The organism is Sphingomonas sp. PP-CE-3G-477, from assembly GCF_003050745.1.
GTDB lineage: Bacteria > Pseudomonadota > Alphaproteobacteria > Sphingomonadales > Sphingomonadaceae > Sphingomonas.
On the sequence record NZ_QAOF01000003.1, the window covers coordinates 341,164 to 359,667 of the forward strand.

The following is an 18,504-nucleotide window of genomic DNA, read 5'->3' on the forward strand; positions in this document are numbered from 1 at the left end:
ATGATACCCGCCAACGTCTTACCCCGTCGGTCGCGACCGACGACAAAATCCTACCGCACCGCAGTAAAGACCATCATCACGGGCATCCAGGGCCATCACGGCCTGAACGATCCGGAGTTGGCTGAGCGTCTCGGCTGCTCGGCTGGCACGATCAAGAACGCGCGCAACGAAGCGGGCAACCTCGACGGCGTCACGCTGATGAACGTCGAGTATGAGTTCGGCCCGTCTGCGCTGGATCCGGTTTTGGCGCTGGGCGGCTCGCGGTCTGTGCCGCTGAACGTCGCTGCTGACGACACGGTTAGCGCCACGATCGAGCTTTCCGAGGTGCTGCACCTCCTGATCGCCGCGCAGTCACCCGCAAGCGAGGGTGGCGTTGCTGTCACCCCGACCGAGCTGACGCGCATCCTCCCGCAGCTTCGTGATGCTCGCCAAGCGCTTGATGTGCTGATCGACCGGGCGAGGTTTGCGGCATGAGCGTCGAGACAACCCTAGCCGACCGCGGCACCTCGTACGGTGAGTACACAGACGGCGCCAAGATCGCGATGGACCTGTTCGGCATCGTCCAGGCCACCCCGTCTTACGGCAGCATGTCGGAAGACAAGCAGTACGCGATGTTCATGTTCTGCGCGAAGATGGCGCGGCTTCTGAACGGCGACGCGAACCATAAGGACTCGTGGCACGACATCGCAGGCTACGCGACCCTTGCGCATGATCGTTGCGTCGAGGTGCCGGCATGAAGATCTGGCCCTTCACCACCGCCAGCGCCGCCCCGACGCCTGCTGACGCCGCCCGCACCCTTGGCGCTATCGCTCGCAAGAACGCAGCCGATCGCCGCACCGCCATGCTCACCACCCTTCGCGGCTGTGTTGCTCGCGGTGATGTCGCGAAGCTCGGGTGGAAGGCATGATACCCGAGATCGCGGCTGTGCTGTCCGGTCCCCGCAAGCTTACGCTCCTGCGCGACGGCAGCAGCACATTCGTTGAGATTGAGCCGCTACGGTTCTTCCCGATCACCACGCGCGATCGACGCCGGCCGATCCGCGTTGCGAGGAAGCCGCGGTGAGCAGCCAGTCAACGCTCGCCATCGCTGCCCGTCGCCGTCTGGTGTGGCTGCTGCTCGAAACGTTCGGCGTGAACGACGTGCACGCGATGCTGCACCGGTCGCTTTCCGGCTCTGACATGACGCTGGAGCAGGTCCGGTCGATCCGCCGTACGATGCGCCGCAAGGGCTTTGACAAGAAGCCTAAGCCCTCGCTCGGCCACCTGCACACTACGCCTATCATCGTCGGTGACGCCGAACAGCCCAAGCGCGAGCCAGGCCCGCAGCCCGAGCCAAAGCCCATCGCGCCCACCGTAGGGCGCGCTCAGTGCCCCGTTCCCGAGTCATTCGAAAGCCAGATGGCACGCCTTCGCGCGGGTGCCCGCCTCGTTTGCACCCCGGATTTTCGCACCCCTCCGCCTGCCTTCACCCTTGGCGGTGTCGGTAGCGCCTCACTCTGAACAGGACACCAGCATGACCGAACAAACCACACGACAGCACGGCATGGGCGGCGGGCAGGTTGCGGCCGACGAGCTGCGCTTGCTGATCGAGCGCGCCGAACGTCTCGAGGAAGAGAAGAAGGGCATCAGCGACGACATCAAGGACGTGATGGCTGAGGCCAAGGGCAGGGGGTACGATCCCAAGGCCATCCGTAAGATCCTTTCGATCCGGAAGAAGCGCGCCGAGGAGGTCCAGGAAGAGAACGCTATCCTGCAGATCTACATGGAAGCGCTCGGCATGCAGTCGACGTTCGGCTTCTGATCGTGACGATCGATCTGCCTTTCCCGCCGTCGAGCTTGTCGGGCCATGTCAAAGGGCATTGGCGCTCGAAGGCCGCTGTCACCGCCAAGCATCGCGCCTGGGCGAAGGCGGCCACGTTGGCGGAAGGTGCCTGCGAGATTGCGGGGACCGGCGACATCCGCATCATCGTGACGTTCTACCCGGCCTCGCGCCGCGGCGACCGCGTCAACTTCCCCAACCGCATGAAGCCCTATTTTGATGGGATCGCGGACGCCCTGCGCGTCAACGATAGTCGCTTCCTGCCGTCCTACCTGTTCGCCGAGCCAGTCAAGGGCGGGCGCGTCACGGTGGTGCTGCCATGACCGGCGTCGTCTATTTCATCGGCAACCTTGAGCATAAGATCGTCAAGATCGGGTTCACGGCTGGTTCGGTTCTGGGGCGCCTCAAGGGCATTCAGACTGGTAGCCCCGTCAGGTTGAGCATCCTCGCGTACATAGAGGGTACTCGCGAAGACGAAGCGCGCTTGCATCGGACGTTCAGCCCTATTGGCCTGTTCGGGGAATGGTTCAGCATCGAAGGCAAGCTGGACTCGTTCCTCTGCTACCTGACGGGATACGCGGAAGAGTCGGGCTTGCTGGTGAGCGACGAACAGTTCGCCGCGGCAATCCACGACAACGTCATCAACGATCATCCCCCGCATCCCTCCATCAACGCCGACCTCTACGCGACCAGCGCAGACGCATCGGAATGGGGACACCTCGCATGAGCAACGACTGGTTCCGGTCGTGGCACGGCGCGCCCACGGACAATAAATGGCTTCTGATAGCCAAGCGCGCCAACGTCAAACCTATCCACGTGTCCGGCACATGGTGGGCACTTCTCGACCACGCTTCCCAACACTCCGATCGTGGCTTCGTCGATGATTTCGACCAAGAGACCTTCGCACTGTTCGCCGGCCTGGACGAAGAGCACGTGTCACGCATTGTCACAGCGCTGCGCGACAAGGGCATGATTGTCGACGGCTTCATAGGCCAATGGGGCAAGCGACAGCCGAAGCGTGAAGACGCGACGGCGAACGAACGTCAGCAGCGCAGCCGCGCCAACAAGCCGAAAAACGGCGGAAACCCGCCATCTGGCGGCAAGGGTATCGATAATAACGAGACCCTTGGTGGCGATGGTCACGCACTGTCACGCAATGTCACGACAGATAAAGAAGAGATAAGAGAAGATATATCCATTGCTAACGCAATGGGCACGGTCGTGCCGATCAGCGCAGGCGCATTCTGCAAAGCAGTCTTCGACAGCGCCATTCCCCTGATCATGGCGACCGGACGCACCGAGCGCGACGCTCGCGACCTGCATGGCGTGATCGATGGGATGCGTCGCGAGGCATTGCAGGCGGGGATCAGCACGCAACGTGCGGTGGCGGAAAGCTTACCTGCCGGGTTCGTGCCGCCAGCGACGCAGGAAGCTCTAAATCGGATGAAGGAGACGCCGGCATGACGACACTAAAGCAGATCCAGGCAAAGCTTGGCCTGACCGCGGACGGGATTCTCGGACCCAACACGCTCAACGCGATCGGTAAGGCACTCGGCATCACGTCGATCGCGCCGAACGCACGCATCGCTCCTGACCTGATCCTAGGCGCGATCGAGGCGCAGCGGATGTATGGCGTCCCTGCGTCCGTGTCGCTGGCTCAGTGGGCCCTCGAAAGCGGCTGGGGCAAGTCGATGCCAGCCGGATCGAACAACCCGTTCGGTATGAAGGCGCGCGCGAACGAGACCGGCCCGATCGTCACGGCGCGCACTCGCGAGGTCTACACCGCTGGCCCGAAGAAGGGGCAGGAGTATTACATCACGACGGCCTTCCGTAAGTTCGCCGATATGGCGGAAGCGTTCGGCGAGCATGCCAAGCTGGTCGGGACCGCGCCCGTCTATGCCAAGGCGCGTGCCAAGCTTCCCGATGTCGATGCGTATGTCGACGCGCTGGGGCCGATCTACGCGACTGATCCCAACTACGCCAAGCTCATCAAGTCGATCATGAAGTCGAACGACCTGTACCAGTATAACGAGGTGGCGGCATGACAGCCGAACAATCCCGCCTCGAGATCGGTGTCTATGCCCTGATAGCGATCGTAGCCGGCGTCCTGGCAGGCCTGTCGATCCACAGCGGCGACGCGAATGGCGCGGCCGCATGGTCGGCGCTGCTCATGGCGATCGTCAACGCGATCAAGGAAGCCCGCCAGTCCCGCACGATCGACCGGATGGGCGCGCAGCTCGCAACGTCTGCACCGACGCCGGAAAGCGTAACCGCCACCACCGTTGAAGGAACCACCCCATGAAGATTCCCGGCCTAGGCAAGATCGCCACGTTCGCGCTGAAGATCGGCGTCAAGTTCGCATCGAAGGCGCTGGCGGACGGGAAGAACCCGTTGACCAAGGAAGCGCTGGCGGATGCTGTGAAGGCTGAGGCGCAGCGGCAGGTGTTCAAGCGGTTAGGAGTGTAAGCAGTAGCTGCGGCAACAGGCCCTTTGGCTTACCGCATCGAAATGCAGAAACTGCGCCGCAGCATCTAAATTATTAGACGCGACTCGCCGGAAATGCTAGTGTTTCTGTGCGCCGGGGCTCGTCCTGTACGGCGCCCCGAGGTACAGTGTCGCTCCCGAGGCCAAGGGTAGATTCGAGCGTCCGGACCGATTTGGCGAATGCTGGTGCGCTGGATTGGATGGTGACGTAACTGGTGAGTAGTCATGGCCGTGCGGACACCAGACCGACAGACCACGACCAAAGCCAGCCTGACAGTCGGGAAAGACCGGCGCCTAACCCTTCCGCAACGCATGCATCACAGTCGTATGATGCCGCCCGACAGCCAACCCGATCGCGTACATGCTGAACCCGTCGTCGTGTAACCGCCGCCAGACCTGACAGCGGGCGCGTACGAAGGAAACGGTGCGAGCGGTGCCCATCACGTCGTCAGGGTGCACGTCGTTGGCTGCTGCGGCTTCTGCGGCGTATTGGGCGACTCGGGAGGGTGACGGGGAACGCGACATGCCTGCCTGATAGAACGAGACGGGAACGGATTGCTAGCCCCGCATCGTCGCTGATCGCGCTTCGATTGCAACCCGATTCGTCAGAGAGCGGGGTATGCCCATTCGGCGGACGGGTTCGGCATTATGATCGGCGTGGGTCGAAGCGCCGCCAGCTCGACCAGCGGTCTGTAGATGGCCTGAGACATGCGCGAGCACCATTGCCGCAGTTCGGCGTATTCGGTCATATATCGTTGTTCGCCATCCGCATCCTGGTCCGCCTTGCAGCGGTCAGCGTACTGTATCAAACGCTCCATGCGCTCGCGATTGTCAGCCCATAGCCGCTCGACTTGCTCGTCAAGCATCGCCTTTAAACTGGCTTCAGTCGGTTCCTCGAACATGCGACTATCCTACTCCTTGGGTGGATGGGTTCAAGCCCTCGATTGCAACCCGATTCGCGCGGTGGTATCCTCCGCACGTCACAGGCGATAGGACCGGGCGCATCCGGACACCGTCATACGCCATGCGAGCGCGGGGAAAGATCGGGAAAATCCGAACCGACTACCTGAGAGGGTCCGCGTACCGGTTGCGACACTGTCGGCGGGGTTGGTGTTCGTAGAGCGCCGCCCCGCTGGCTACGAACACTTCCAAATGTGGTAACCGTAAAGCATGAGGGCGAGGCCTACGGGTATTAGGCAAACCCCTATTCCGATCAGGAAGCCAGTCAGCATCTCACTCCTCCTTCTCGTTGAGCGCCGCTTGGATCATCGCACCGAAAGCCCGGTCGACGGCTTCCTTCGTAGCGCCAAGCAATCCGCCATCGCTGTCGAAATCTAGCTGATCAGTACCGGCTAGCAGCATCGCTTCAGTCGGTTCCCTTAGCATTCCTAGGGTCGATCGTACCGTTTGAATATGATGCTCCCCGAACTCTTCCCAGTGCAGGTCGAAGATAAAGGTACCCTCTTTCCCGCTTTCTGCGACGGCTAACGCCCGCGCCATGTTCTCGATCATCGTTCGCATACGGAAGCTCCAGCGCTAGTATCAAACTTAAAACCGTTTCCAGCAAACACCGTAGTTGCGGCGCTTCGCCAAAGCCTTCTCGATTGCCGCCACCGCGATCAAATCCTGACCGGTAACTGTGCCAAGCCGGATGCGTTTAGCCATACCGTTCATAGCGGCGTTGTCGTATGCCTCGGCCAAGAGCAGCAGTGCCTTGCCGCCCTCGCTCGGGTCAAGGTGGTAGTTCTGTTCAGTCATGCGTCTGTTCCTTTAGGTGGAAGTATCATCTTTGAGAGCTCGTCACGTTCTGCCGCAAGGATCATCCACGGCGCGCTGCTGGCCTCGTGGTGGTAGCTACCGACGCGGGCTTGGCTCTCCAACGTCATGACATAAGCTAGCTGCTCCTGCGCTTCCTCACTCATACCACAGCTCCTTCATCCTGGCGGGCGTTCGAGGCGGGGTGGGTGCGTATGTTCCAAGCCGTGCCGACGCGTGGTGAGGGCTCTGCTGGGCCTGATGCGTAACAGTCATCGCATACAACGAACCGCGTTCCGCCAGCACCGGGGCTCCCGTGCGGATAGCCGCTGCTCGACATCATCGATGCCGATCCTCCGCAGAACGGACAGGGCAGCAACGTCACCCCGCTCATACCCCCACCCCGCCAAGCTGGTCGGTCTCGGAGGTGGGGGTGGCCTTCGGAGTGTATGCGATCCGATCCCAGTCCGCGGTCGGGTTCCAGCAGTTCGTGCCATGCCCCAGCCATAGCCGCGCATGTGATACATCGCGCCGTCGCGACAGAGATACGGACCACCATCCCAGTCCGCCGGCGCTTCCTCGCCGCCATGCCAAGCCTTCATCCCTTGCGGAATCGTGATCATGCTCATGCTGCTTGCTCCAATTGGGTGAGGGGGGAGTTTGGCGTGGGTGCAATTTCCCAAGCCTGACGGTTCACCACTTCCTGCCAACGTCGAAGCGTCTGGCGGCAGTCCCCGCACCACAGGCACTCGCGCGTATTTCCGTCGACAGCCCATCGCGTCTCGTCGCCGATGAAGCCCCGAGTATGGTCTTGGTCGACCGCACAACGACCCACGGCACCGTAGTGAGCCCAGAAATCCGGCTGCTCGATTACGCCTTCGGGAACGGCAGGATGAGCGTAAACCTCAGCCTTACGCCCATCAACCATTACGCACATGAGGCGGGTTCCATAGAACCATCCGTCATCGTCCACCCAACCGATCCAGTAGGTTGCGTCGGCAGCGATCCAAACGCGGGCAGTACCCCATGGGCTCCCGTCGTTCTTCGCCAACCACTTCTGCAGGTTAGGGCTGTATTTCTCGCCGACCCATTGCTTCGGCTGGAATGCGTCGGTCATGCCACCTTCTCGAGTTGAGTGAGGCGAAGGCGAGCGTGCACAGTGGCAGTAATCTCGGAAGCGATGAGGTCGCCGGTACGATCAGCGCGAACCACCGAACGGCCGCGTTCGCATGGCGTCGGGAAATAGTCAGTCGTGCTGCAAGCAAATGCCGCGGTTACGATGCGCGCGTCGTCGTCGAGAACGGAGCGCATGCTATCTTCGACAGATTTGCCTGCAAGAAAGTGTGGAAGCGCGCGCTGTAGGAACACCAGAGTGTCGCCCCTTAAACCGTTTTCCGCCGCATGCATGTTCATCACTTGCCTCCGTAATCTACCTGACGTAGAATATTCGCAACGTAGATAATTGCAACAGGAAAAATCAACGTGACGTTGAACGGTTGTCAGATTGAGGTTGCAGCGTCTATCGCGCCCCGCATGCAGGGAGAGCCATGGCAAATTCGGGCGAAGGGGGCGAAGCTGACGCAGCGATCGTTGGCGCGCCTGACGGGGAAACCCGAGAACACCATCAGCCGGCAGCTTCGCGGCGAGTTCGGCGAGGTGCCGGGGTATCTTATCGCCATCATCATCGCGTGGGAAGGCATGGAAGCCGACGAACGCGAGGACTGGATTGCAGCCGTCGAGCGCGAGCTAGAGCGGCGCGGGAAGTAGGGAGAAAGTTCGCAGTCGCTTCCGAAACCCACGGAATCCGGTGGGTGGAACAAAGCCGGTAGACTGCGAACTATTGGCGGATAACCGTGGGTGTCGGAGGATTTGCAGTCCTCTACGTCACCACTCCGCCATCGGGCCCCGATTGCGTGAAGGCGGCGCAAATGCTTCGTTTTTGGCACGCGGTCAACCGGCAGTTGCGATCGGATGTGGAATAATCTTGTCGAGCGATCCGCGCGGTTCGTGAGCGGCCATCCTGCACGTCGGGATCGGAGGTATCGAGACTCGCACCGGAATGGTTCTTTGCCTACAGTGCAGCGAAACAGCATAACGGCTTGGGGGCGGGGCGTTTGACGATGGACAGGCTAGCGGGCGGCACGAATACGGCCGGTGTCGACGATGCGGTGTTCGATATGCCGGATGGCATGGCGATCCGGTATGACCGCCCGGCCGCGGCGCTCGCGGATTACATCACCGGCTATCACGTCTACCGATCGATCGACGCGAGTGCGGCAGGGCAGGTCGACTGGTTCCTGCCTGCGACCGCGAACGTGCGGATCGCGATCGATGCGGGGCCGATCGCCGTGACGATCGGGCGACGGACCTATGATCCCCTACCGGCAGCCAGCCTGTTCGGTCCGACCAGCCAGGCGCTGAAGGCGACAACGCACGGCGGCACGATGATCGGTTTCGGGATCAGCGCACTCGGCTGGGCGCGACTGTTCAACCGTCCGGCGGGAGACTATCGCAACCGGATCGTGCCGTTGCAGGACGTGCTGGGCCATGGTTTCACCCGCCGCCTCGTCGCTGCGTTGCAGGAGGCGCCGAGCGACGCCGAGATCGCGCCCATCCTCGATACGCTGCTGATCGCGCGACTCGGCACGCCACATGCCGACGCGCCGCAGATCCGGCAGTTGATGGAGATCCTGGCGACCGACGGGCCCACCGACATCGTGTCGGCCGCGTATCAGCTCGATATCCCGACGCACGGCCTGCGGCGATTGTCGGTCCGGCATTTCGGGTTCCCACCCAAGATGCTGTTAATGCGTGCGCGGTTCCTGCGCTCGTTCGTGCGGTACATGGCGGCTGGTGCCGATGCCGACTACACCCGGATCGACGGCAGCTATTTCGACGCATCGCATTTCCTGCGCGATTCGGGCACGTTTCTGGGCATGACGCCGCGCCGTTTCATGGCCCTGACCAAGCCCTTCCTCGACGCGAGCCTGCGCGCCCGCGATGCCGTGCTGGGATCGCCGACCCAGGTGCTGCACGACATCGAGACGGCACCAGCCCGCAACGCGCCGTCCCGCGAATCGGTGAGGACGTCCGCGTCGCGACCGGTCATTTCCGGCGACGGTCCCGCATTAGGGTGCTAGGGCCATGGGCAGAGGTGTTGCCGGGGATTTCCACGTGCACCCTCGGCGCCCCGTTCGCGGCATTTCGGTGTCACACGGGCGGGCGGGGCGTCTTCCCCGCGCTGGCACGCGCGACCACAGCTATCGAAACCGACCAACCGGCGCTTGGCGTTGCGGCAACCCCGCGATATCACGCCGCGCGATCGGTCGACGCGAAACTAGTGTATTGCGTGGCTAAAACAGTTGTGCGACAGGATAGGCCATGACGACGACAATTCTCGATACTCCCGCTCTCGAAACCGGCACCCTGCGCACCGACGGCGGCGCATCGGCCTCGTTCGAGACGATGCGTCACGCGATGGTGGCGAGCCAGTTGCGGACCAACGCGGTCAGCGATCAGCGCGTCGTCGCGGCGATGGCACGCGTGCCTCGCGAAGAGTTCCTGCCCGCCGACGTTCGTGCGCTCGCCTACCGCGACACCGCCATTCCGCTCGGTGGCGGTCGTTACGCCAATCTGCCGATGGCGACCGGCCGGCTTCTGACCGAAGCGTATCTGACCGCGACCGACCGCGTCCTGCTGATCGGCGCGGCGACCGGCTATACCGCCGCGGTGCTCGCCGAGATCGTCGGATCGGTGGTCGCGGTCGAGAGCGATCCGGCCTTGCTCGCAGTGGCGCATGCAGCGCTTGCCGGGATCGGCAATGTCGATCTCGTCGAAGCACCGATGCACGACGGCCATGCCGCCAGCGCGCCCTATGACGTGCTGATCGTCGACGGTGCGATCGAGACCGTGCCCGACGCGCTGATCGCGCAGGTCCGCTCGGGCGGCCGTGTCGTCACGGGGATCGCGGAGCGCGGGCTGACCCGGCTGGCGTCGGGCCGCAAGACCGACGGCGGCTTTGCGCTGGCGGCGTTCGTCGATGTCGAATGCGTCGGCCTGCCGGGCTTCGACGCGCCCAAACCCTTCAAGTTCTGAGCCACATCATGCCGCGCACCACTCGCTTCCGTCCTTTGCTTTTGAGTGTTGCGCTGGTGTATATCGGTGCACCAGCGCAGGCGGAGACGCTCCGCGAGGCGCTGGCCAAGGCCTATAACACGAACCCGACGCTGACCGGCCAGCGCGCGACGCTGCGGGCGACGGACGAGAACGTCCCGATCGCCCGCGCGGCCGGTCTGCCATCGGCCAATGTGACGGGCGACTATACCGAGTTCGTCGTCAACGCGGCGAACAACTTCCTGGCGCCGCAGCGGCAGGGCGTGGCGCGGGCGAACGTATCCGTGCCGCTGTACCTTGGCGGCCAGGTGCGGAATTCGGTGGCCGCGGCCAAGACCCGCGTCGAGGGTGGGCGTGCGACGCTGCGCAGCACCGAGGCCGACGTGTTCACCAACGTCGTCGCCGCGTACATGGACGTCATCCGCGACGAGGCGATCGTCGGCCTCAACACGCAGAATGTCCGAGTGCTCGACATCAATCTTCAGGCAAGCCGCGACCGGTTCCAGGTCGGCGACCTGACGCGGACCGATGTCGCACAGTCCGATGCGCGTCTGGCGCTCGCCCGCGCGCAGCTCCAGTCGGCGCAGGCGCAGCTGATCACCAGCCGCGAGAGCTACATCCAGCTGGTCGGAAGCCCTCCAGGCGTTCTCGAGGCGCCGCCGACATTGCCGCATCTGCCCGACAGCCCTGCGTCGGCCGTAACCGTTGCGATCGAGAATAATCCCGTGCTGATCGCGGCGGCGAAGGAGCGCGACGCGACGCGCTATGATGTTGGCGTTGCCCGCGCGAGCCGCCTGCCGCAGATCAGCGCAGTCGGCGGCGCCGGTTATACCAATTATCTGAATTCGATTCCGCAGAGCGGTGGCGGCATCGGCGCGGGCAGCACGCCCAACGCGAACAAGGCGGTGCAGGCCGGATTGTCGCTGACGTTGCCGCTGTTCCAGGGCGGGCGCCCCGCGGCACAGGTTCGCCAGGCCGAAGCGTTCCAGGCGCGCGCGATCGAGAACGTCACCGCGACCGAGCGCAACGTCATCGCGCAGGCGCGCTCCGCCTTTGCCGTCTGGCGCTCGTCTGAGCAGGTGATCCAGTCGTCGGAAACCGCGGTCAACGCCAACAAGCTGAGCCTCGAAGGCGTGCGTGCCGAGAACAGCGTCGGCACGCGCACGATCCTCGACATCCTCAACGCCGAGCAGGAATTGCTCAACAGCCAGGTGACGCTCGTCACCGCGCGGCGCGATGCGTACGTTGCCGGGTTCGCGCTGCTGGCCGCGATGGGGCAGGCCGAGGCGCGCGACCTTGGGCTCGATGGCGGCGTGCTGTACGATCCGGTCGCGAATTATCAGCGCGTCCATCACAAGACCTGGGATTTCGGCGGCGATGGCGAGCCCCTCCCGGTCGGTACCCGCACCGCGCAGTCGCCTGCGCAGGACGCCAGCGTCGCGCCGCAACGCGACCCGTTGCTCGATACGCCGGTTGACAGGAACCCCACCTTAACCAAAGGTATGGACGCGCCGAGCCGTCAATAGGGACGCGTGCGGCTACGGGGTTTGGGATGGTCCGGATGGGGGACGTGAACGGCGAGCCGTCGATGGAGGAAATCCTCTCGTCGATCAAACGCATCATCGCCGAGGAAGGCGACGTGCCGGGTCGGTCGCGCCGCCCGTCGCGCGCCATGCAGTCGGCGGTCGATCGCGAACCCGCCTATCTGGATCCGCATGATCTGGACGGCGAGATGGACGAAGACGAGATCCTCGAATTGAGCGACCCGATGCCGATGGCCGATCGTACCCCCCGCACGCCGAAATCGCCCGTGCTGTCCTCCGTCGATGCCGCACCCGAGCCTCGCCAGGCCGCACCTCAGCCGCAACGGGCACAGCCGACCCCGCAGCCGGCTGCCGAAGCGCCAGCCGAGCGTCCGATCGTGTCTCGTGAAACGGCCGCTGCAACGCGCGCGCCGCTCGAAGCGTTGACGCGCATGATGGTAAAACCCGAAGCAACCCCCGATGCGACCAGCGACGGTACGCTCGAAGGGCTGGTCCGCGAGATGCTCCGCCCGATCCTGCGCGAGTGGGTCGATGCGAACCTTCCCAACATGGTCGAGGACATGGTCTCGCGTGAGATCGCCAAGATCATGAACCAGCAGCCCTAGGCTCTGAAGTGACGGGCACGGACGCGAGGCTGGTTTCCTCGCGCCGCGCTCGCTAAGGCTCGGCGCATGAGCGAGCTTCCCAAAACCTTCGACCCGGCCTCCATCGAATCGCGCTGGTATGCGCATTGGGAGGTGAGCGGCCAGTTCCGTCCCGACCGTCCGAACGCCGAACCGTGGACGATCGTCAACCCGCCGCCCAACGTCACGGGTTCGCTGCACATCGGCCACGCGCTCGACAACACGCTGCAGGACATCCTCACGCGTCACGCGCGGCTGAAGGGCAAGGATGCATTGTGGGTGGTCGGCACCGATCACGCGGGCATCGCGACGCAGATGGTGGTCGAGCGCCAGATGGGCGCGCTAAGCCCGCCGCAGAAGCGTACGGACATGACGCGCGAGGAGTTCGTCGCGAAGGTCTGGACGTGGAAGGAAGAGAGCGGCGGCGAGATCACGCAGCAGCTCCGTCGGCTCGGCTGCTCGATGGACTGGGCGAACGAGCGCTTCACGATGGACGAGGGCTTTTCGAAGGCCGTCCTGAAAGTGTTCGTCGACCTGCACAAGCAGGGCCTGCTGTACCGCGACAAGCGCCTGGTGAACTGGGATCCGGGCCTCGGCACCGCGATCAGCGACCTCGAGGTTGAGACGCGCGAGATCAAGGGCAGCTTCTGGCATCTGCGCTATCCGCTCGAAGACGGATCGGGCTTCATCGAAGTCGCGACCACGCGGCCCGAAACGATGCTCGCCGACATGGCGGTGGCGGTGAACGCGTCGGACGAGCGCTACACCGCGCTGATCGGCAAGCAGGTCAAGCTGCCGATCACCGGCCGGCTGATCCCGATCATCGCCGACGACCATGCCGATCCGGAACTCGGTTCTGGCGCGGTGAAGATCACGCCGGGCCACGACTTCAACGATTTCGAGGTCGGCAAGCGCGCGGGGATGGCCGCTGGGTCGATGCTCAACATGCTCGATGCGAAGGCGCGCGTCGTCCAGGTGTCCGACGGGCTGATCCCCGAAGAGCTGCTCGGTCTCACGACCGCCGAGGCACGCAAGGCCGTCGTCGCGCGGCTGAAGGACGAAGGCTTCCTGATCGCGCATGTCGACAAGGACGGCGAAGAACACGACGCCGAGCCGCGCACGATTCAGACCCCGTATGGCGACCGCTCGGGCGTGGTGATTGAGCCGTGGCTGACCGACCAATGGTATGTCGACGCGAAGACGCTCGCCCAGCCGGCGATCGAGGCGGTGCAAACGGGGGCGATCGATATCGTTCCGAAGACGTGGGAGAAGACGTTCTTTAACTGGATGGAGAACATCCAGCCCTGGTGCGTGTCGCGGCAGCTGTGGTGGGGGCACCAGATTCCGGCGTGGTTCGGGCCGGATGGTACGCCGTACGTGGCTGAGACCGAGGCGGAAGCGCAGGCCTTAGCAGGCGAGGGCGTGAGCCTTACGCGCGATCCCGACGTGCTCGACACCTGGTTCTCCTCCGCTCTCTGGCCCTTCGCCACGCTCGGTTGGCCTGAGGAAGGTGCCGTTCCCTCTCCCCTCCGGGGAGAGGGCCAGGGTGAGGGGCAGCCAAGCAGCGCGGCGCCCGGTACAACCCCTCACCCCGACCCTCTCCCCGCAGGGGAGAGGGAGCAGAAGCAGTTAGGCGGGCGCTACCCGAACGACGTCCTCATCTCCGGCTTCGACATCCTGTTCTTCTGGAACGCGCGGATGATGATGCAGGGGCTGCACTTCATGAAGGACGTGCCGTTCCGCACGCTCTACCTCCACGGCCTCGTCCGCGCGGCGGACGGCGCGAAGATGTCGAAGTCGAAGGGCAACGTCGTCAACCCGCTCGGGCTGATCGACACCTACGGCGCCGACGCGCTGCGCTTCTTCATGGCGGCGATGGAGAGCCAGGGGCGCGACATCAAGATGGATGAGAAGCGCGTCGAGGGCTATCGCAACTTCGCCACCAAGCTGTGGAACGCAGCCCGATTCGCACAAGCCAACGGCATCGTCGCCAGCACCACCCTTGAGGCACCGCGCGCGGAACTGGCCGTCAACAAGTGGATCATCGCCGAGACGATCGCGACCGTCCAGACAGTCGACCTCGCGCTCGCCGACTACCGCTTCGACGGCGCCGCCAACGCGATCTACCAGTTCGCGTGGAGCCGCTTCTGCGACTGGTATCTCGAACTGATCAAGCCGCAGATGGTCGGCGACGAGCGCGGCGTCATCGACAACGAATCGAAGCTTGTTGCGGGCTGGGTGCTCGACCAGATTCTGGTCCTGCTGCACCCGTTCATGCCGTTCATCACCGAGGAACTCTGGCACGCCATGGGCCCGCGCGATCACGACCTGATCGTCGCGAAATGGCCAATGGCGGACGCGCGCGCGCTCGATCCCGAGGCGAGCAAGGAAGTCGACTGGCTGATCCGCTTGGTGCAGGAAATCCGTACCGCGCGGAATGAACTGAACGTTCCGCCAGGCGCGCGCCTGCCGCTCCACGTCCGCGATGCGAATGAGACGACGCTCGCGCGGCTCGAACGCCAGGCGCCCGCGCTCGCACGTCTGGCCCGCGTCAAGCATGCCGACGGCGAAGCCACCGGCGGCGCGGCACAGGTCGTGGTCGACGAAGCAACGTTCGTCCTGCCTTTGGAAGGCGTCATCGACCTCGACTCCGAACGCGCCCGCCTGACCAAGGCGATCGCGGCGGCGGAAAAGGAGCGCGACGCACTGTCGGCCCGCTTGGGCAACGCCAGCTTCGTCGAACGCGCCAAGCCCGAAGCGGTCGAGAAGGCCAAGGCCGACCACGCTGACAAGGCTGCCGAAGCTACGCGGTTGCAGGCAGCACTCGGACGCCTGGGTTAACCTGCTCCCCTCCCGCTTGCGGGAGGGGCTGGGGGAGGGGCGTGCTCCAAGAGGCCGGACGCCGGTACGTACGTCGCGCCCTCCCCTGACCCCTCCCGCAAGCGGGAGGGGAATGTGCGCCGTACCGCCGTCTGACTCAAACCAAACGCCCGTCACCCCAGCGAAAGCTGGGGTATGCCAGTAAGTAACCACACCGGCCACCCAACAACGGGGATACCCCAGCTTTTGCTGAGGTGACGGTTCGGGGCGGGGTGGCTCTGCCGTGCAGAGTATCCGACCGCCATCTTGTTCTCCCGCGAAGGCAGGAGCCCAGTCTGGGTCCCCGCCTTCGCGGGGAAACAAGGCGCTGGGTGCGCGCACGGGACCTACCGGCTTGTTCCGGAGTTCACTCCGCGGTTAGGCCATCGACATGATAGGGCGCCTGCCCGTTCGCCGGTGCATGCCGGGCGAAGTTCGGCCTGACGGAGAGACTGTGTGAGCGACCTTTCATCTGACGTCGAGACGACCACCGTTTCCCGCGAACCTAGCCCTAGTCCCGACCGCCCCCGCGGCAAACCCGGCCAACGCGATCTCACCGCCGGACACATCGGCCGCACGCTCCTAGCGTTCGCGCTCCCAACGCTCGGCTCGAACATCCTCCAGTCGCTCAACGGCTCGATCAACGCGATCTGGGTCGGCCGCTACCTCGGCGAGGGCGCACTCGCCGCGACGTCGAACGCCAACATCATCATGTTCCTCACCTTCGGCGCGGTATTCGGGTTCGGCATGGCGGCGACGATCCTCGTCGGCCAGAGCTTCGGCCGCCACGACCTCGAAGGCGCGCGCCGCGCGTTCGGCTCCGCGGTCGGTCTCGTGCTCGGCGGTGCGATCCTCATCGCCGCGCTCGGCTGGGTGTTCGCGCCCGAGATCCTTCACCTACTCGCCACCCCCGGCGACGCGATGCCACTCGCGCTCGCCTATCTGCGCGTGATCTTTCTCGGATTGCCTGCGTCGATGTTGATGATCCTGCTGATGATGGGTCTGCGCGGGACCGGCGACTCGATGACGCCGCTCTGGTTCATGCTGCTCAGCGCGGTGCTCGACAGCGCGCTCAACCCGCTGTTCATCGCTGGGATCGGCCCGTTCCCGCGGATGGGGATCGCGGGCTCGGCCACCGCATCGCTGATCGCCGGTCATATCGCGCTGTTCGGTCTGGTCGCCTATATCTACCGCCGTGACCTGCCGATCCGTCTTCTGGGGAGTGAGTTCCGCTACCTGATCCCGGAGCGTGCGCTGACCGGTATCATCGTGCGCAAAGGCCTGCCGATGGGCGCGCAGATGCTCGTCATGTCGACCGCTGGCCTCGCGATGGTCGGGTTGGTCAACCGGCTCGGAGTCGATACCGCGGCGGCCTATGCCGTGTCGCAGCAACTCTGGACCTATATCCAGATGCCCGCGCTGGCGATCGGCGCGGCGGTCAGTTCGATGGCGGCGCAGAATATCGGTGCGGGGCGCTGGGACCGGGTCGGCGACATCACAAAGTACGGCCTACTCTTCAACGTCGCGCTGACCGGGGCGATGGTCGGGGTCGTCATTCTGTTCGACCGCCCGGTGATGACGTTGTTCATCGGCAGCGACAGTCCGGCGATACCGATCGCGCGGCATATCCAGCTGATCGCGAGCTGGAACTTCATCCTGTTCGGGATGACAATGGTGCTGTTCTCGACCGTCCGCGCGAACGGCGCGGTGATCGCGCCGCTTATCGCGTTGATCGTCGCGCTGTATCCGGTGCGGATCGGATTTGCATTGCTAGCGAAACCGTGGCTCGGCGCGGATGCGCTGTGGTGGAGTTTTCCGCTCGGGTCGCTTGCAACGCTGGCGATTGCCGCGTGGTATTATCGCTATGGGAACTGGCGCAAGGGCGCGCTGGTAGTGCCCGACGACAGCGAGGAACAAGCGCACGGCATGAGCGAGCCAGGCGGGCGGTTGCAGCCGACCGGTTAAGGCGGTCGACCTAAACTACCACCCCGGCGAAGGCCGGGGGCCAATTGGGGAACGACGGTGACAGAGGCCAGCGCTTCGTTACTACGACCTTTCCAATCGGGCCCCGGCCTTCGCCGCGGTGGTGCACGCACGCAATGGTAGTTGTCGACGGGGCCTACCGCAGCCGCTTCACGAATGACCGGCCACCTTCCCGGCGCTCATGCTGGAAGTTCGGGATCGTCTCGATCAGGTCCGATAGCCGGTTGAACCCATAGTTCCGCGCGTCGAAGCTCGACCGGTTACCCGCAAGCTGGCCGAGTTCGGCGACGCTCGCATACCCCTTCTCGTCGCGCTTCACCGCATTGTACGCGTCGATCAGCAGCTTGATCACCTGCTCGTCGATCGGCTGCGCGGTCTTCGGCCGCGCGACCGGCGCGGGCGCGGCCGGCTTCTCGCCAGCCACCGGAGCAGGAGTGGGCACCTGCATTGGCTGCGACGTCTCGTTCAGCGCGCCGACGTCGATGAACCGCGTGCAAGCCTGACGGAATCCCTCCGGCGTGCGGCTAGTGCCGAAGCCATACACCGGTATCCCGTCCTGGCGGATGCGCGTTGCGAGCGGCATGAAGTCGCTATCCGACGACATGATCCCGAAGCCGTCGATGCGACCGCGAAACAGAAGGTCCATCGCGTCGATCGTCATCTTCATGTCGGTCGCGTTCTTGCCCTTGGTCAGGTCGAACTGCTGCTGCGGCTCGATGCCGTGCTTGATCGACATGTCGCTCCACGCCTTCAGCGCGGGCTTCGACCAGTTGCCATAGACCCGTCGGACGTTGACCGTGCCGAGCTCGGCAAGGACGGTCAGCACCGGGTCGAGGGTCGCCGCGGACGCATTGTCCGCGTCGATCAGGAGGGCGACGTTGCGCGTTGTGGTATCGATCATGCGCGCAAGGTTAGCCCCGCGCGCGCGCCGCGTCCACGCTCCACACACCGCCACCGGCGGCGGCGAGGTACAGGAACACGAAGCAGTAGAGCACCGCCGCCTCGCCGCCATTGGCGATCGGGAAGGGGCCCTTCGGCATGTGCGCCATGAAATACGCGACCGCGGACATACCCGACAGCACGAACGCCACCGGTCGCGTGAACAGGCCGATGATCAGCAGGCCGCCGCCAACGACTTCGAGCGCGCCCGCGACCGTCAGCAGCGGGTTCATCGGCATCGGGAAGGGGGGCAGGCCGAAGAATTTCGAGATGCCGTGGCTGAAGAACACCAGCGCGACGACGATGCGCATGACGCTGAGCAGGCGGCTGGACCAGGTGGCGGGTATCGGCATGGAGGTTCCTCGAGTGTCGTTGCGTGGGCGAAA

Annotated in this window: 26 protein-coding genes; 18 read left to right on the forward strand and 8 right to left on the reverse strand. The window is 64.3% G+C overall.

Translation table 11 applies throughout. From position 1 onward, the window contains the following. The 11 genes from C8J45_RS09000 (at position 1) to C8J45_RS19210 (ending at position 4,284) form a co-directional block, all read left to right on the forward strand. Positions 1–474 carry a hypothetical protein gene (locus tag C8J45_RS09000; protein ID WP_107962893.1) on the forward strand — a complete coding sequence of 158 codons (474 nt, stop codon included), beginning with the start codon at positions 1–3 and terminating at the stop codon, positions 472–474. Further along, positions 471–737 carry a DUF6378 domain-containing protein gene (locus C8J45_RS09005; RefSeq protein ID WP_107962894.1) on the forward strand — a complete coding sequence of 89 codons (267 nt, stop codon included), beginning with the start codon at positions 471–473 and terminating at the stop codon, positions 735–737. Before C8J45_RS09000 ends, C8J45_RS09005 begins: the two co-directional genes overlap by 4 nt. After that, a complete protein-coding gene (locus C8J45_RS19205) occupies positions 734–907 on the forward strand; it encodes a hypothetical protein (protein ID WP_181321169.1) in 174 nt (57 codons plus the stop codon). Before C8J45_RS09005 ends, C8J45_RS19205 begins: the two co-directional genes overlap by 4 nt. A 151-nt stretch (positions 908–1,058) precedes the next feature. Continuing rightward, positions 1,059–1,499 (forward strand): hypothetical protein, encoded by a 441-nt coding sequence (locus C8J45_RS09010; protein ID WP_107962895.1) that lies wholly within the window; start codon positions 1,059–1,061, stop codon positions 1,497–1,499. 43 nt (positions 1,500–1,542) lie between these two features. Continuing rightward, positions 1,543–1,800, forward strand: a complete 258-nt coding sequence (locus C8J45_RS09015) for a DUF2312 domain-containing protein (protein ID WP_181321178.1) — start codon at positions 1,543–1,545, stop codon at positions 1,798–1,800. A gap of 2 nt (positions 1,801–1,802) precedes the next feature. Further along, positions 1,803–2,141: a hypothetical protein gene (locus tag C8J45_RS09020; RefSeq protein ID WP_107962897.1), complete on the forward strand. Its 339-nt coding sequence runs from the start codon at positions 1,803–1,805 to the stop codon at positions 2,139–2,141. Beyond that, positions 2,138–2,545 carry a GIY-YIG nuclease family protein gene (locus tag C8J45_RS09025; RefSeq protein ID WP_107962898.1) on the forward strand — a complete coding sequence of 136 codons (408 nt, stop codon included), beginning with the start codon at positions 2,138–2,140 and terminating at the stop codon, positions 2,543–2,545. Before C8J45_RS09020 ends, C8J45_RS09025 begins: the two co-directional genes overlap by 4 nt. Next, positions 2,542–3,282, forward strand: coding sequence for a helix-turn-helix domain-containing protein (locus C8J45_RS09030; protein WP_107962899.1), 741 nt, complete (start codon positions 2,542–2,544; stop codon positions 3,280–3,282). Before C8J45_RS09025 ends, C8J45_RS09030 begins: the two co-directional genes overlap by 4 nt. Continuing rightward, complete coding sequence (locus tag C8J45_RS09035; RefSeq protein ID WP_107962900.1) at positions 3,279–3,863, forward strand: glucosaminidase domain-containing protein; 585 nt, start codon at positions 3,279–3,281, stop codon at positions 3,861–3,863. Before C8J45_RS09030 ends, C8J45_RS09035 begins: the two co-directional genes overlap by 4 nt. Continuing rightward, the gene (locus C8J45_RS09040) at positions 3,860–4,120 is read left to right on the forward strand and encodes a hypothetical protein (protein ID WP_107962901.1); all 261 of its coding nucleotides are present in this window, start codon (positions 3,860–3,862) and stop codon (positions 4,118–4,120) included. Before C8J45_RS09035 ends, C8J45_RS09040 begins: the two co-directional genes overlap by 4 nt. Then, complete coding sequence (locus C8J45_RS19210) at positions 4,117–4,284, forward strand: hypothetical protein (RefSeq protein ID WP_181321170.1); 168 nt, start codon at positions 4,117–4,119, stop codon at positions 4,282–4,284. The genes C8J45_RS09040 and C8J45_RS19210 overlap by 4 nt, the downstream gene beginning before the upstream one ends. Before the next feature lie 623 nt (positions 4,285–4,907). On the opposite strand, the gene C8J45_RS09050 is transcribed toward C8J45_RS19210, so the two are convergent. From C8J45_RS09050 to C8J45_RS09075, 6 genes are all read right to left on the reverse strand, one after another. Continuing rightward, positions 4,908–5,204 carry a hypothetical protein gene (locus C8J45_RS09050; protein WP_107962903.1) on the reverse strand — a complete coding sequence of 99 codons (297 nt, stop codon included), beginning with the start codon at positions 5,202–5,204 and terminating at the stop codon, positions 4,908–4,910. Between the two features lie 331 nt (positions 5,205–5,535). Next, positions 5,536–5,823, reverse strand: coding sequence for a hypothetical protein (locus C8J45_RS09055; RefSeq protein ID WP_146168602.1), 288 nt, complete (start codon positions 5,821–5,823; stop codon positions 5,536–5,538). Between the two features lie 27 nt (positions 5,824–5,850). Further along, positions 5,851–6,060, reverse strand: a complete 210-nt coding sequence (locus C8J45_RS09060; RefSeq protein WP_107962905.1) for a hypothetical protein — start codon at positions 6,058–6,060, stop codon at positions 5,851–5,853. Between the two features lie 160 nt (positions 6,061–6,220). Continuing rightward, positions 6,221–6,646: a Lar family restriction alleviation protein gene (locus tag C8J45_RS19735; RefSeq protein ID WP_107962906.1), complete on the reverse strand. Its 426-nt coding sequence runs from the start codon at positions 6,644–6,646 to the stop codon at positions 6,221–6,223. 36 nt (positions 6,647–6,682) lie between these two features. Further along, entirely contained in the window at positions 6,683–7,174 is a 492-nt protein-coding gene (locus C8J45_RS09070) for a hypothetical protein (RefSeq protein ID WP_107962907.1), read from the reverse strand. Continuing rightward, a complete protein-coding gene (locus C8J45_RS09075; protein ID WP_107962908.1) occupies positions 7,171–7,470 on the reverse strand; it encodes a hypothetical protein in 300 nt (99 codons plus the stop codon). Before C8J45_RS09075 ends, C8J45_RS09070 begins: the two co-directional genes overlap by 4 nt. A 120-nt stretch (positions 7,471–7,590) precedes the next feature. Here C8J45_RS09075 and C8J45_RS09080 point away from each other — a divergent pair, with 120 nt between their 5' ends. From C8J45_RS09080 to C8J45_RS09110, 7 genes are all read left to right on the forward strand, one after another. Beyond that, positions 7,591–7,824, forward strand: a complete 234-nt coding sequence (locus C8J45_RS09080; protein WP_107962909.1) for a hypothetical protein — start codon at positions 7,591–7,593, stop codon at positions 7,822–7,824. A 353-nt stretch (positions 7,825–8,177) separates the two neighbouring features. Then, entirely contained in the window at positions 8,178–9,197 is a 1,020-nt protein-coding gene (locus C8J45_RS09085; protein ID WP_107962910.1) for a hypothetical protein, read from the forward strand. A gap of 241 nt (positions 9,198–9,438) precedes the next feature. Beyond that, positions 9,439–10,152, forward strand: a complete 714-nt coding sequence (locus C8J45_RS09090) for a protein-L-isoaspartate O-methyltransferase (RefSeq protein WP_107962911.1) — start codon at positions 9,439–9,441, stop codon at positions 10,150–10,152. 8 nt (positions 10,153–10,160) lie between these two features. Continuing rightward, positions 10,161–11,696: a TolC family outer membrane protein gene (locus tag C8J45_RS09095; RefSeq protein WP_107962912.1), complete on the forward strand. Its 1,536-nt coding sequence runs from the start codon at positions 10,161–10,163 to the stop codon at positions 11,694–11,696. A 35-nt stretch (positions 11,697–11,731) separates the two neighbouring features. Continuing rightward, entirely contained in the window at positions 11,732–12,319 is a 588-nt protein-coding gene (locus tag C8J45_RS09100; protein WP_107963015.1) for a DUF2497 domain-containing protein, read from the forward strand. Between the two features lie 66 nt (positions 12,320–12,385). Then, on the forward strand, positions 12,386–15,178 hold the full coding sequence (locus C8J45_RS09105) for a valine--tRNA ligase (RefSeq protein ID WP_107962913.1): 2,793 nt from the start codon (positions 12,386–12,388) through the stop codon (positions 15,176–15,178). A 474-nt stretch (positions 15,179–15,652) separates the two neighbouring features. Beyond that, positions 15,653–17,161, forward strand: coding sequence for an MATE family efflux transporter (locus C8J45_RS09110; protein ID WP_107962914.1), 1,509 nt, complete (start codon positions 15,653–15,655; stop codon positions 17,159–17,161). 154 nt (positions 17,162–17,315) lie between these two features. On the opposite strand, the gene C8J45_RS09115 is transcribed toward C8J45_RS09110, so the two are convergent. Further along, complete coding sequence (locus C8J45_RS09115; RefSeq protein ID WP_107962915.1) at positions 17,316–18,080, reverse strand: NYN domain-containing protein; 765 nt, start codon at positions 18,078–18,080, stop codon at positions 17,316–17,318. Between the two features lie 10 nt (positions 18,081–18,090). Then, on the reverse strand, positions 18,091–18,471 hold the full coding sequence (locus tag C8J45_RS09120; RefSeq protein ID WP_107962916.1) for a DoxX family protein: 381 nt from the start codon (positions 18,469–18,471) through the stop codon (positions 18,091–18,093). Positions 18,472–18,504: the final 33 nt, after the last annotated feature.

Excerpts from the sequence above, each read along its gene's own strand:
- C8J45_RS09100 (WP_107963015.1), top strand. The coding sequence starts at position 11,732 with ATGGGGGACGTGAACGGCGAGCCGTCGATGGAGGAAATCCTCTCGTCG.
- C8J45_RS09005 (WP_107962894.1), top strand. The coding sequence starts at position 471 with ATGAGCGTCGAGACAACCCTAGCCGACCGCGGCACCTCGTACGGTGAG.
- C8J45_RS09120 (WP_107962916.1), bottom strand. The coding sequence starts at position 18,471 with ATGCCGATACCCGCCACCTGGTCCAGCCGCCTGCTCAGCGTCATGCGC.
- C8J45_RS09080 (WP_107962909.1), top strand. The coding sequence starts at position 7,591 with ATGCAGGGAGAGCCATGGCAAATTCGGGCGAAGGGGGCGAAGCTGACG.
- C8J45_RS19205 (WP_181321169.1), top strand. The coding sequence starts at position 734 with ATGAAGATCTGGCCCTTCACCACCGCCAGCGCCGCCCCGACGCCTGCT.
- C8J45_RS09070 (WP_107962907.1), bottom strand. The coding sequence starts at position 7,174 with ATGACCGACGCATTCCAGCCGAAGCAATGGGTCGGCGAGAAATACAGC.
- C8J45_RS09025 (WP_107962898.1), top strand. The coding sequence starts at position 2,138 with ATGACCGGCGTCGTCTATTTCATCGGCAACCTTGAGCATAAGATCGTC.
- C8J45_RS09030 (WP_107962899.1), top strand. The coding sequence starts at position 2,542 with ATGAGCAACGACTGGTTCCGGTCGTGGCACGGCGCGCCCACGGACAAT.
- C8J45_RS09000 (WP_107962893.1), top strand. The coding sequence starts at position 1 with ATGATACCCGCCAACGTCTTACCCCGTCGGTCGCGACCGACGACAAAA.
- C8J45_RS09055 (WP_146168602.1), bottom strand. The coding sequence starts at position 5,823 with ATGCGAACGATGATCGAGAACATGGCGCGGGCGTTAGCCGTCGCAGAA.
- C8J45_RS09015 (WP_181321178.1), top strand. The coding sequence starts at position 1,543 with ATGGGCGGCGGGCAGGTTGCGGCCGACGAGCTGCGCTTGCTGATCGAG.
- C8J45_RS09060 (WP_107962905.1), bottom strand. The coding sequence starts at position 6,060 with ATGACTGAACAGAACTACCACCTTGACCCGAGCGAGGGCGGCAAGGCA.
- C8J45_RS09115 (WP_107962915.1), bottom strand. The coding sequence starts at position 18,080 with ATGATCGATACCACAACGCGCAACGTCGCCCTCCTGATCGACGCGGAC.
- C8J45_RS09105 (WP_107962913.1), top strand. The coding sequence starts at position 12,386 with ATGAGCGAGCTTCCCAAAACCTTCGACCCGGCCTCCATCGAATCGCGC.
- C8J45_RS09075 (WP_107962908.1), bottom strand. The coding sequence starts at position 7,470 with ATGAACATGCATGCGGCGGAAAACGGTTTAAGGGGCGACACTCTGGTG.
- C8J45_RS09040 (WP_107962901.1), top strand. The coding sequence starts at position 3,860 with ATGACAGCCGAACAATCCCGCCTCGAGATCGGTGTCTATGCCCTGATA.
- C8J45_RS09050 (WP_107962903.1), bottom strand. The coding sequence starts at position 5,204 with ATGTTCGAGGAACCGACTGAAGCCAGTTTAAAGGCGATGCTTGACGAG.
- C8J45_RS09035 (WP_107962900.1), top strand. The coding sequence starts at position 3,279 with ATGACGACACTAAAGCAGATCCAGGCAAAGCTTGGCCTGACCGCGGAC.
- C8J45_RS09095 (WP_107962912.1), top strand. The coding sequence starts at position 10,161 with ATGCCGCGCACCACTCGCTTCCGTCCTTTGCTTTTGAGTGTTGCGCTG.
- C8J45_RS09090 (WP_107962911.1), top strand. The coding sequence starts at position 9,439 with ATGACGACGACAATTCTCGATACTCCCGCTCTCGAAACCGGCACCCTG.
- C8J45_RS19735 (WP_107962906.1), bottom strand. The coding sequence starts at position 6,646 with ATGGCGGCGAGGAAGCGCCGGCGGACTGGGATGGTGGTCCGTATCTCT.
- C8J45_RS09085 (WP_107962910.1), top strand. The coding sequence starts at position 8,178 with ATGGACAGGCTAGCGGGCGGCACGAATACGGCCGGTGTCGACGATGCG.
- C8J45_RS19210 (WP_181321170.1), top strand. The coding sequence starts at position 4,117 with ATGAAGATTCCCGGCCTAGGCAAGATCGCCACGTTCGCGCTGAAGATC.